This window comes from Shewanella sp. HL-SH4 (genome assembly GCF_051164845.1).
GTDB classification, from domain to species: Bacteria; Pseudomonadota; Gammaproteobacteria; order Enterobacterales; family Shewanellaceae; genus Shewanella; species Shewanella glacialimarina.
Map to the genome: position 1 here is coordinate 122,516 of NZ_CP195037.1, position 12,576 is coordinate 135,091.

A 12,576-nucleotide genomic window follows, 5' to 3' on the forward strand; every position below is an offset into this window, starting at 1 on the left:
ATTATATACCCAAACAAACCTAAGATGCTCGTCTCAAGCATAATTTATTAATCCTAATTGAGCCTATATTTCGCGGCGTTAGCTTTTATAAATTAAATAGCTAAAATAGCGGGCTTCATTAAGAATAATCAGGCTATATGTCGTTATCAGAATATAAAAGGCAGTATCAAGGAGAATGAGTTAATTGACCAGAGTAGAAGTGATTATTTGTCATCAACTGAATAAAAAAACGACACTCTATGTCGGCTTGAAAACAATATGTCTCGGTATATTGCAGATTCCAATATAAACGACTGCGATATTAGCCACATACTGGGATGCTCTACTTTAATGATTTGTTCGATATTGATGACCACCCACTCTTTTAGCTTGGTACATCAAAAAATCAGAATGCTTCATTAATTCCTCTGCTGTGACGCCATCATGTGGGTACATTGCAATACCAATACTGGCGGATATTTGAATTGATTTACCTTCAATGTTATCAATTTGAGACAAGCTATTAAGTAACGAACTCGCCAGTTTTTTGGCATCATCAACTTTTTCTAATTGATTGATTAAAAAAATAAATTCATCCCCACCGAAACGAGCAACAGAGTCAGTATCTTTGACAAGCGATTTAAATACCTCAGCAACTTGTGCTAAGAGAAGATCACCTATGGCATGGCCATGAACATCGTTAACAATTTTGAAGCCATCCAAATCAATAAACAATATTGCAAACTTTGAGTGAGTTTTTTGATGGGTCTCAATTGCGATAATTATCAGTTTATCGATTAATGTACGATTAGCTAATCCCGTCACACTGTCATGATTTGCCAAAAATACTAATTTCTCTTCGGCATGTTCGCGACGGTGAATCTCTAATTTTAATCGACGATTGACCACTAAAACCATTACAGTTATCGCACTTACTACCAAAAGCCCGATAATAAGAGAATTCATCCAACGCTGGTAAAACAGATCGTCGGTATTTAATTTAACATCGTTCCACTTTTGATAAAGTTGTTGTTGAGCTGCTTTATCAATTGTACCAATCACCCGATTAATAAGTGGCACCAGCTCCTCAAGGCCCGAAAATATACCAATCCTACTCTGTTGATCAGCTAAATCCGCAAGTAAAGACAGTTTTAAACTAGGGTAATCGCCATTTTTAAGTGAATCAGCCAATGAGGTTACTTTTTCAACAAACATGTCCGCAGTCCCACTCACCACAGCATTTAGGCCTGCACGTGTATCAGGGACTAATACTAATTTCAACTTGGGGAGTTGTTGATTTAATTGATCAATTAACTGATAGCCTTCGACAACAGCAATCGTTTTATTGTCTAATTGATTGATATTAAAAATTGGCGGTTGAGTTAAATCACTGGCCACAGCCCAAGGTGAAGGCCAATAGGGATCACTAAATAAAATGGTATTATCACGCTCACTGTTAGAGGCCAAACTGGCCACTAATTGAATCTCACCACTGCGCAGTTGCTGCATCATTTTATCAAAGGTTTCAAATGCAACAGGGATAACTGACACACCCAAGTGATTAACAAATAGAGACTTAATATCAGAGTTAACCCCTAAAAACTCGCCATTTTTACCTTGAAACTCCATCGGACGCCAATCTTTGACGTAACCCATTTTGATCGCGCCCAGACTCGATAAGTATGTTTTATCTTGACTGGATAAGACAATGTTTTGATGCTGCCCTGAAAAATATCGATCATCAGGATTAATAAGCCATTTTCGTTCTATTTGCAGGCGTTCTTCGGGAGAAATTAATTCAAATCCAGCGCGGATTCTCTCCTCTAAGCCACTGTCTTCCGGGCGGATCAAGCTATAAATATCAGTTGAGAACTCAATATTAATATATTGAGTAAAATCAGCCCAAAGCTTGCTGCCGAGTAAATAATGAGACGTGGTGGCAGAAGAGGCTATAAAACCAATAATGTCACCTTTAAGCGCAGCGTCAACCATCAACTCTGTCGATTCATAAAAACGTAATTGTGCATTTGGGTATAAATTGTGGATTTCAGAAATATAAGGCGCGGTAGGAAACACGCCGATTCGAATATTTTTAAGTGTATTTAAATCAGCTATGTTCTTTTTTAAACTGAAAAAACGGCTCTTCACTGACGTGATATGCCAAGCTTGTTTGAGACCAGTGTTCATTTCATTGCTTTCAGGATACCCAATATGAACATCAGCAAAACCACGCTTAATATCTGCAATAGAGCTGTTCATATCGCCAACAACAAAATCAATACTAATGCCACTTTTGCTTGACCAGAGCTTCCATAAATCAACAAATAACCCGTGGGGTAATCCGTCATTACCGATATCAACAAAGGGTTCTACATTGCTTTGCATGGCAATAAGTAGTCCGGCATTTTGTCGATTGTAACCTAACCAACGCCGCTCAATTCGTTTAATCTGTTCAACATCAACTTTTTCAAATCCTTGATTAATTTTAGCTAATAATGGGGTATTACCTTTTTTAACTGCTGCAACGAGATCAACCTTCGCTATCGGGATCCTTGAGGAACTATAATAGTCATTAGCAATATTTTGCTCCAATGCCATATCACGTTGATAGCCTTCAATTCCAGCAAAGACCAACACCTCGCCATTCATAGCTCCAACAAGTAATGCATCTCTACTACTATATTTGCGAAAATTAAAGTTGGGATTAACAGCTAGAAGTGTTTGTTCATGGGATGAACCGTCAACAATACCAATTTGATAAGGTATTAAATCAGTTAACTGATGCTTTTTGCTAATCGATTTATGAATAAATAAATAGGTTTGCAACGATGTAATTGGATTGGAGAAATCAAACAAGGTTTGCCTAAAAGCATTAGGTGCCATACCGATATGTATATCGGCATCACCCGACTGTAGCTGGTCCAAAGATTGCTGCCAATTTTGTATGAGGAATTCAACTTTAGTATCTGTAACAAGTGCCCACTCACGCCAAAGATCAACTAATAAACCTGCAGCATGCTGATTATCGTCTATGTATTGAAATGGATAAGTATCCTCTCCCATAACAATTTTCAATGTCCCCCCTGCAAGGGCGGTATCTTGTGAGCTTGCAAAAACTATATTGGCAGTACTGATTACCAAACAAAAGAGTAATCCGACGATTAATTTCAAGTGTCATCCCTATCTACTAGATTTACTAATCACTATTAACGGTTCTAAAGCATTGCTTGTTGATGATATTCCAATAATAGTCAACAAAAATTCAACAATCCTAAGAACGTAATTTACCGCAGATTGCGTCACAATTCTAATAAATATTGTCTTGTTAACGGCCATTTGAGCAAGGTTTTTACATAAAACTGCAAATAAGCCATCACACACAAGATAATAAATTTAATATATTTTTAACCAGCACTTGCTGGTCATCACTATGATTAGCTAAAATGTGCTTAGAATTTTAAAACCTGTTATCACATGCACTCAGAATTAGATAATATTTATGCCTCAGCTACTAATAAGGTTGCTGATTTTGTATTTGATCAAAAAGTCGCTGGCGTGTTTAACGACATGATACGTCGATCTGTTCCCGGTTATGGTCAAATCATTAATACTATTGGTGACTTTGCAAGCACTTATGTCACTAAAAACTCTACTGTTTACGACCTTGGCTGCTCTCTTGGTGCTGCAACATTAAGTATTAGGCGTCAAATTGAACAACGTCAATGTAAAATTGTGGCCGTTGATAACAGTCAATCGATGATAGAACGTTGTAGTGAAAACCTTCTAGCCTACGTCAGTGATACGGATGTAGAACTCGTTTGTGGTGACATCCGGGACATAGAATTTAAAAATGCTTCTATGGTGGTGTTAAATTTTACCCTACAATTTTTGCCAATAGCCGATCGTGACACGTTAATTAACAAAATATATCAGGGTATGCTACCTGGTGGTATTCTAGTTATTTCAGAAAAGTTACGTTTTGATGATGACACCATACAAGTGTTACTTGATAAACATCATTTAGATTTTAAACGTGCAAATGGCTACAGTGAGTTAGAAATAAGTCAAAAAAGAAGTGCACTTGAAAATGTGATGCGTCCAGATACACTTAATCATCATCAACATCGCTTCGAAAAATGTGGCTTTCAACACTTTAATGTGTGGTTTCAATGTTTCAATTTTGCATCGATGGTGGCGATAAAATGATAAGCTTTGGCGCATTTTATAAAGAAATTGCAGATTCTAATTTGCAACATTGGTTAGAAACGCTACCGTCTATTTTGGGTAATTGGCAGCGTGAACACAAACATGGCAACTTACCTAAATGGGAAAAAGTGCTCAATAAACTGAACTATCCAACACCAGATCTAGTTGAGTTTACATCAAATGTGACCATTGGGAGTGGCAAACAGCTTACAGATGGCCAGACAGAAAAACTGTCTAATTTGCTCGGCTTATTTCAACCCTGGCGAAAGGGTCCCTTCTCTATCCATGGCATTGAAATTGATACAGAATGGCGAAGTGATTGGAAATGGGATAGAGTTAAGCCCCATATATCGCCATTAAAGAACCGAACAGTATTAGATGTTGGTTGCGGAAGTGGCTACCATATGTGGAGAATGTTTGGTGATGGCGCAAAATGCGTTGTGGGAATAGACCCTTCTCCGTTATTCTTATGCCAATTTGAGGCTGTAAAAAGACTAGCTGGAAATCAGCATCCTATTTATTTGTTACCATTAGGTATTGAAGAACTTCCACCTCTAGATGCTTTTGATACGGTATTCTCCATGGGCGTACTTTATCATCGTCGCTCACCGATAGATCACATTATGCAGTTACGTGATCAATTAAGAATGGGAGGTGAGCTCGTTATAGAAACATTAGTTATAGATGGTGATGAAAATGCTGTACTTGTCCCAAAGGACAGATATGGAAAAATGAATAATGTTTGGTTTTTACCATCAGTGGCGGCATTAATTCTGTGGCTAGAAAAGTGTGAGTTTACTAATGTAAGATGTGTTGACGTCGACATCACTTCATTGGCAGAACAACGCAGTACAACTTGGATGAAAAATGAATCACTTGTTGATTATCTTGATCCAAATGATGTGAGCTTAACGGTTGAAGGCTACCCTGCACCGAAAAGAGCCATAATCATTGCCACTAAAAACCAACCCAATTTAGATTTAATTTAACTCATAATATCCAACAGGAATTGACATGTTTAAGCAGGCACTTGCACTAACTATTGCAGTATTGATTGTTTCAGGTTGTACAGCAACCCAGCATTCCCATGCTCCATCAATCTCAAATGCTGATTTAAACAGCACGCTGCAAACATCCCAAGCACAAATTATTACCGCTTTTAATGATCAATGCAGCAAACAATCTGACGATATTACTGGATTATCAATAGAGTTACGTAAGTTAAAGACACAAGTTAGCGAAGCAATGGCACAGTCGCAAAAGCTCGCTGTTGCCCCTGTAGTTGCTCCAGCACCTAGACCTGTAGCAGTACCGTCACAATGTCCTGAATCTCTCATTGGTGAGAAATTCTTACTAGGTGAAGCTGAAAGTGTTTATATGGATGAAGTTAAAACAACATTCGCTACCCGTATCGATACCGGAGCTGAGTCATCTTCATTAGATGCTCGAAACATTGTCCTTTTTGAACGTAATGGCGAAGAATGGGTGAGATATGATGTAATGACTAATGGCCCAGACAAAGCAGGAAATACTTTCGAGTCAAAAGTTGAACGCTTTGTCCGCATCAAACAAGATGCTACTAGTGATGATGACCGCCGCCCTGTTATTCATGCGCATCTAAAAATTGGTCAATATTCAGCTGAAACTGATTTAAATTTAACTGACAGAAGCCATTTAGATTACCCACTACTTCTTGGCCGTAAGTTTATGAAAGATATTGCCATCGTTGATGTAGGTCAAATCTACATTCACGGTAAAGATAAAAACCAAGTGACCACACTTATTAAATAGGCGACAAAATGCACTCTCGTAAACCGTTTTATATATTTGTATTTTTACTGTTTTTTGTCGGTATTGGTGCCAGCATCTATCGTGGTATTGAGCATAATGTGCCATTTTTGCCCGGTGAACAGGTTCAAAGTTGGGCAATTGATGCAAAAGTCAGCTTTAGTGGCCGTAACCAGCCTGCAGAAGTGCAATTTTCATTACCTAATGATCCCGCGTTTGACATTCTAGTCGAAAACACAACCTCACCAGGTTACGGTTTAACGATTACTGAAGAGCAAAATCGCAAAGCGATTTGGTCGATTAGAGAAGCATCTGGACCACAGTCTTTATTTTACCGTGTCACACTAGTGCCAACAGGCAAATTAGAAATCAAATCTGAACAAGAACCGACTGACACTGAAGTTTATCTTTGGCCTGCAACAGAAAAGGCCGCTGCAGAACAAATTGTAGAAGAAGTTTGGCTTCGCAGTGCGACCAATTTATCTTTTGCAAAGCAATTGTTGGATTTGATCCACGATAAAAATCAAAGTCAAAATATGTCGTTATTGCTATCGACTAACACTTCGACCAAATTATTCTTACAAATGCTACACACTAAAGGTGTTCCAGCACGAAATGTCAGTGGCTTAGTATTAGAAGATCAACGTCGTCGTCAAACATTAACGACTTATGTGCAAGTTTATCAAGATGGTTTATGGCACTTGTTTGATGTTGTTAACAACAAGCAAGGCAGAGACGGTAATCTTGTATTATGGGAATATGCTGGTGGCTCTGTTTTAGAAGTTATGGGCGGTCGTAGCTCACAAGTTAGCTTCTCAATGTTACAAGATACGCGCTCCGCATTAGCCACATCGATTGATATGATGATGACTGATGACGCATTAGATTTTTCTTTGTACCAACTTCCACTTGAGGAGCAAAGTTTATTTAAAGGTATATTATTGATCCCTATCGGTGTGATGGTGGTTGTTTTCCTTCGCGTGATTGTCGGTATTAAAACATCTGGTACTTTTATGCCAGTATTAATTGCGATGGCCTTTATTCAAACCACCCTACTAACGGGTTTAATAGGTTTCTTATTGATTGTCGCATTCGGATTAATGATCCGCTCCTACCTCTCAACCTTAAATTTATTGTTGATATCCCGAATATCCGCGGTGATTATTGTGGTGATCTTCATCATCGGCCTGTTCACCTTAATCTCATTTAAATTAGGTTTAAGTGAAGGGTTAACTGTGACCTTTTTCCCAATGATCATTTTAGCGTGGACAATCGAGCGTATGTCAATTTTGTGGGAAGAAGAAGGCCCTAAAAAAGTGTTCATTTCAGGTGGTGGCAGTTTGTTTGTTGCAACCATAGCTTACCTCGCTATGAGCAGTGAATTAGTACAACACTGGGTGTTTAACTTCCTAGGTATACATTTGGTTATCTTAGGTTTAGTGCTTGTAATGGGACAATACACTGGCTACCGTTTAACCGAGTTAAAGCGCTTTAAACCCTTAGTGGGAGAGAAGTAATGAAGTATGCCTGGCCTTGGGAATTAAGCCGCGCAGGCGTGCTGAACATGAACAAGCGAAACATCGGTTATATAGGTAGATACAATCCACGTAAGCACTACAAACGTGTGGACGATAAGTTAATTACCAAGCAGCTTGCATTAGCAAATGGCATTGCTGTACCCGATTTAATTGGTGTTGTTCAAGAACAACATGATATTGAACTGATACCTGCGATGGTAATTGATAGAAGCGGTTTTGTTATCAAACCCGCTAAAGGGTCTGGCGGTAAAGGGATCCTGGTGATTACTAGAGTTGACAATGGCCGTTATTACAAGGCAAATGGCGATGAAGTAACCCCTAACGAAATATATCGTCATGTTTCTAATACATTAAGCGGTTTATTTTCACTGGGTGGCAGACCCGATGTTGCCATTGTGGAAGGCTTAATTGTATTTGATCCCGTATTCAACGGTGTGAGTTACGAAGGTGTGCCTGATATACGATTAATCGTGTTTAAAGGGTTCCCTGTCATGGGTATGCTGCGTTGTTCAACTGCAGCCTCTGACGGTAAAGCTAACTTGCACCAGGGTGCTGTGGGTATTGGATTAGATATTGCCACTGGCAAAAGTTTACACGCGGTTCAATTTGACGTGCCGGTAGATAAACATCCTGATACTCACTTCCCTTTATCCGACATTCAAGTGCCGCATTGGGAAACGCTACTTCATACAGCTTCTAGAGCCTATGAAATGTGTGAAATGGGCTACCTTGGGACCGACATGGTATTAGATAAAAATCGTGGCCCCTTGCTGTTAGAGCTTAATGCTCGTCCAGGTTTAACCATTCAAATAGCAAATGGTAAAGGCATTCTCCCCCGCCTTAAACACGTAGAGTCTTTAAAAGGCGCGACAATGTCAGTTGACCAACGTGTAGAATATGCGAAAAAGCATTTTTGCGATCAGCCTAAGTTTTAATTTATTGGCCACGGCACTCGCCGTGGCCAATCCTTTAAGCCTGTTTGTAGATCAATGTTTACAATTTGATGCCGAAAGTCAGGTTGCAATTCCTAATGCCTGGCAATCATCAAGCAAAACACCTTATCCTCCCCTAACGCAATCAGTATCGTTAAATGAATTAGTTGCATTTGAATCGTCGCTTCTGTCACTGAATAATTTAAATGATCGCAATAATTACTATCGCCGCTTGACCCAACAAACAGAATATCAGCAGAATCTGCTGATGTGCCAAGTTCATTTAGCCGATGAACTCTCATGGTTACTTAATCAAATTGATCCACAATTATTACAAGCTGACAAAGCCAGCTTCAAATTATCGCCACATCAACAGCCTTATTATTGGTATCTAACCAGTATTCAACAATTAAAAAATGCCAAGCTCAATGTTGACGTTAAATCTATGCTACATGGTTTACAAACAAGCATAGAATACAACCTAAGACAGCAATATCTATTCGAGGCAAACGCAGAATGTGCACTTGAGACAGCCTCTGAATCAACAAAAAAATCTATTAATAATATCTCGACTACTGCACAGAATGTTGCTCGTTACCTGCTTTTACAACCGAAATCATCATGCAGACAACAAGCTTGGTTAGCTTATCAAGGACGAGCGAAAGAGGTTAACCAAACAAATTTACTTGTTATTCATAAAATTAAAACTAAACAGGCAAAAGAAAATGGATTTGCTGACTCTGCTGACTTCCAATTAAAAAACAGTGAGTTGACTGTTGAACAATTATCTCTATTTTTAAACAGCCAAACAGAAAACATCCAAGTTGCGCCTTGGGATTTACCACAAGCATTAAAAAAACAACCCAAAATTGCAACCGAGATTCAAACCACTACGCATTTCATTGACACGGTATTTGAGCAGCTATCCCTATTTAGTTTAGATTTTGAACGACTTCCAACAAGCGCAAATACCACCGATATTTATCGCGTTTGGCATAAAAAAAGATTATTAGGTGAAATTTTTCTGGATATCAATACAGGCGAAGCAGCCCAAGCAGTAAATGTTGACTATTTCACTATAAAGCAGTCTGTTGTAGGACAACAATTAGGCCAATATGCTTTAAATGTGCCTTTTGAATTAACCAAGGTAAAACAGTATGATGACCTAATATTTGCCCTAAGCGATATCGTCAATCAGTTAGCAAAGGGAAGTCAATTTTACTATGTTAATCAACAGAATATTTCGCCACTAAATCAGCAGTTAGGTACTTATTGGTTAGCAACATGGTTAACATCAAATTTAAAACTAGATCATGAACAACACCCTAGGGCCAAACTCATTAATTCATTTAAGAAACAACAGCTGGTCTTTCGCTCCAAAGTTGCGCTACTCTTTTACCAACAAGACCTATCTAAGTTTGAGTTATACCAGCCAATTTTGAACCGAATCTTGTCTCAATCCTTTGAAGACAGCTTTGGTGTGCCCTATTTATCGGCTTCTGATGCAATATTTAGTTATCTTGCTATTGCTAATGAAGGGATTAGTTATTATCTTCTGCTGTGGCAACAAACACTGGCGCAGTTAATCTACAATGAATCACTTTCCAGCAGCCAAGCCAAGGCTATATTTGATGTCATCGTTGTGAATGAACATCATCAAAGTCTTTATGATCAATTGTCTGCCGTATTTAAACAGCCAATGGATTTTGAACATCTATTATGGAGAATCAATTATGTTGGCACTAAGCAAGAGTAAAACACTCTCGTTTTTTGTATTATCCGCTGTACTATTAAGCAGTAGTTTATTTGCTAAAGAATCATACCTAAAACAGACTCATAACTTAACCGATGAACAAGTTTACCAGCAAATCAAAACCAATCTCGAAACTAATCTTTATACTTTACCTCCAAGAGTTCAAGGCCATTACGCTATTCGTCAATTCCGCATGACAGGTGATCCCAAATACGCTAATGGTGCGTTAATTGATTTACTCACCATAGCTGAATCACAAGCTTATTTTGCCTGTAATCTCAATAAACCGCACTTCATTGATGATGAGTCAGCATTGGCAGCAAGTCTGTTAGGTAATAAATCGAGAGGTATAGCACGTAAAGAAGCTATTGCTCCTTATCCAAAATTCATGTTATTTACTGACTTGTTGCGTTTTTCAAGTCGTATAGATGAGTTTGGTTTTACGGGTCCTTGTCATGATTTGCTATTCAGCAGCTTAAAGGCGCATGATTTTACTCCCTCCTTTACCGACAAGAAGATGATTGAGTCATGGGCTGCGCAACTGATTAACTATGTATATTGGGCTAAGCAAATCGGTGTGGGTGATTATTACCAGGCCTACAAAACGGCGTTTATTAATACTTATCCTGATAGTAAAGATGCGACACTTTCAAAGGCACAGTACAAGAATAAGATTTATGGCATGACCCATTTTATTTTTGCTGCCAGCGGATATTATCAAAATGAAGTTGAACCAAAAGAGTTCCAATGGATTTTAGATTATTTTGAAAAAAATCTAGATAAAATTATCGCCGACACTACAGAAGATATCATTACAGAAGTGGGAATTAGTTTCCTAATAACGGGGCATAGCAATCATAACGTCACTCAAAAAGTTAAAAAGCACATCATTGCGGCATATAATCCAGAAACTCAAATGATACCATCACCCAAGGGGAGATCAGACTTATCCTCTGGCGAACACAGAAATGTACTTGCCATGATGCTATTAAATTGGCCAGAAACGCTTCACCCTGGCCCATATCTGAACAATATCCCGAGTACGAAGAAGAATCTTCCTCGTTTAGTTAATGTAAAATCTGATCAAAATACACTCGACAGCAAGCAGTAATCACATTAATAATATCAATATATTTGCCAAGTCTTAAATACAAAAAACCCAATGCATGCATTGGGTTTTTCTTAAGCTAAATAATAAACAGCTTATTCTGCGGCATCTTCAGTGCGGAATTTATCTGCAGTCGCTTTAATAATCGGTTGTAACTCACCTTTTTGGAACATCTCGGTAATAATGTCACAGCCGCCAATCAACTCACCCTCAACCCACAACTGTGGGAAGGTTGGCCAATTTGCAAACTTAGGTAATTCAGCGCGGATATCTGGGTGCTGTAAAATATCTACAAACGCAAACTGCTCACCACAGTTAATCATCACTTGTGCAACTTGAGAAGAAAAACCACAACTAGGTAATTTAGGAGAGCCTTTCATATAAACTATGATTGGGTTTTCACTCAGTTGCTGCTTAATTTTTTCTACAGTTTCCATTTTCATTCCTAATGGTAGATAAAGTACTAATAGCCATATTGTACGACACCTTAAGCCATAACAAAATGCCACAGTTTGTAAGGGTATAGATTAATTCATCTTATGAATGGCCATAATCGAGATTTTTCCAGAAACAATGATTCACATCACAAAAATAATCAGTACAATAGCTGCAGAGCAGTGTACCTATTTAGTATTTAATTTAGGTATAAAAACGATAACCTAACTCCATGGAGAGAGACTAATGGCTTTCGAATTACCAGCATTACCTTATGCAAAGAACGCACTTGAACCGCATATTTCTCAAGAAACGATTGAATACCACTATGGTAAGCATCACAACACTTACGTTGTTAAATTAAATGGTTTAGTTGAAGGCACTGAGTTTGCAGGCAAAAGCTTAGAAGAAGTTGTTAAAACTTCTACTGGTGGCATGTTTAACAATGCAGCTCAAGTTTGGAACCATACCTTTTACTGGAACTGCCTAGCACCAAATGCAGGCGGCGCAGCGACGGGTGCTATTGCAGCAGCTATCGATGCTTCATTCGGTTCTTTCGAAGAATTCAAAACTAAATTTACTGATTCTGCAGTAAATAATTTCGGTAGCGCTTGGACTTGGTTAGTAAAGAAAGCTGATGGTTCATTAGCAATCGTTAACACCAGCAATGCCGCTACGCCACTGACTGATGAATCAGTGACGCCTTTAATGACTGTAGATGTTTGGGAACATGCTTATTACGTTGATTACCGTAATGCACGTCCAGAATATTTAAATCACTACTGGCAATTAGTTAACTGGGAATTTGTGAACAGCAACTTCGCTTAATCACAATCC

The 12,576-nt window shown here is 38.5% G+C and carries 10 protein-coding genes; 8 read left to right on the forward strand and 2 right to left on the reverse strand.

Translation table 11 applies throughout. The annotated features are described in order from the left end of the window. Window positions 1-327 precede the first annotated feature (327 nt). Entirely contained in the window at window positions 328-3,150 is a 2,823-nt protein-coding gene (locus ACRWQL_RS01545) for a transporter substrate-binding domain-containing protein (RefSeq protein WP_434951928.1), read from the reverse strand. A gap of 303 nt (window positions 3,151-3,453) precedes the next feature. On the opposite strand from ACRWQL_RS01545, the gene cmoA reads away from it, so the two are divergent. From cmoA to ACRWQL_RS01580, 7 genes are read left to right on the forward strand one after another with little or no spacing between them, the layout of a single operon-like run. Beyond that, window positions 3,454-4,185 carry a carboxy-S-adenosyl-L-methionine synthase CmoA gene (gene cmoA / locus ACRWQL_RS01550; protein WP_434951930.1) on the forward strand — a complete coding sequence of 244 codons (732 nt, stop codon included), beginning with the start codon at window positions 3,454-3,456 and terminating at the stop codon, window positions 4,183-4,185. Further along, a complete protein-coding gene (gene cmoB, locus ACRWQL_RS01555) occupies window positions 4,182-5,174 on the forward strand; it encodes a tRNA 5-methoxyuridine(34)/uridine 5-oxyacetic acid(34) synthase CmoB (RefSeq protein WP_434932014.1) in 993 nt (330 codons plus the stop codon). The genes cmoA and cmoB overlap by 4 nt, the downstream gene beginning before the upstream one ends. 25 nt (window positions 5,175-5,199) lie before the next feature. Beyond that, entirely contained in the window at window positions 5,200-5,976 is a 777-nt protein-coding gene (locus ACRWQL_RS01560) for an ATP-dependent zinc protease family protein (protein ID WP_434931939.1), read from the forward strand. Between the two features lie 8 nt (window positions 5,977-5,984). Next, the gene (locus ACRWQL_RS01565) at window positions 5,985-7,490 is read left to right on the forward strand and encodes an inactive transglutaminase family protein (RefSeq protein ID WP_434926084.1); all 1,506 of its coding nucleotides are present in this window, start codon (window positions 5,985-5,987) and stop codon (window positions 7,488-7,490) included. After that, a complete protein-coding gene (locus ACRWQL_RS01570; RefSeq protein ID WP_434926083.1) occupies window positions 7,490-8,446 on the forward strand; it encodes an alpha-L-glutamate ligase-like protein in 957 nt (318 codons plus the stop codon). The genes ACRWQL_RS01565 and ACRWQL_RS01570 overlap by 1 nt, the downstream gene beginning before the upstream one ends. Continuing rightward, window positions 8,409-10,199 carry a hypothetical protein gene (locus ACRWQL_RS01575; protein ID WP_434951931.1) on the forward strand — a complete coding sequence of 597 codons (1,791 nt, stop codon included), beginning with the start codon at window positions 8,409-8,411 and terminating at the stop codon, window positions 10,197-10,199. The genes ACRWQL_RS01570 and ACRWQL_RS01575 overlap by 38 nt, the downstream gene beginning before the upstream one ends. Beyond that, window positions 10,177-11,307 carry a DUF3541 domain-containing protein gene (locus ACRWQL_RS01580; RefSeq protein WP_434951933.1) on the forward strand — a complete coding sequence of 377 codons (1,131 nt, stop codon included), beginning with the start codon at window positions 10,177-10,179 and terminating at the stop codon, window positions 11,305-11,307. The genes ACRWQL_RS01575 and ACRWQL_RS01580 overlap by 23 nt, the downstream gene beginning before the upstream one ends. Window positions 11,308-11,399: 92 nt before the next feature. On the opposite strand, the gene grxD is transcribed toward ACRWQL_RS01580, so the two are convergent. Continuing rightward, window positions 11,400-11,741 carry a Grx4 family monothiol glutaredoxin gene (grxD, locus tag ACRWQL_RS01585; RefSeq protein ID WP_434926080.1) on the reverse strand — a complete coding sequence of 114 codons (342 nt, stop codon included), beginning with the start codon at window positions 11,739-11,741 and terminating at the stop codon, window positions 11,400-11,402. 244 nt (window positions 11,742-11,985) lie between these two features. On the opposite strand from grxD, the gene sodB reads away from it, so the two are divergent. Then, entirely contained in the window at window positions 11,986-12,567 is a 582-nt protein-coding gene (gene sodB / locus ACRWQL_RS01590; protein ID WP_434951935.1) for a superoxide dismutase [Fe], read from the forward strand. Window positions 12,568-12,576 lie beyond the last annotated feature (9 nt).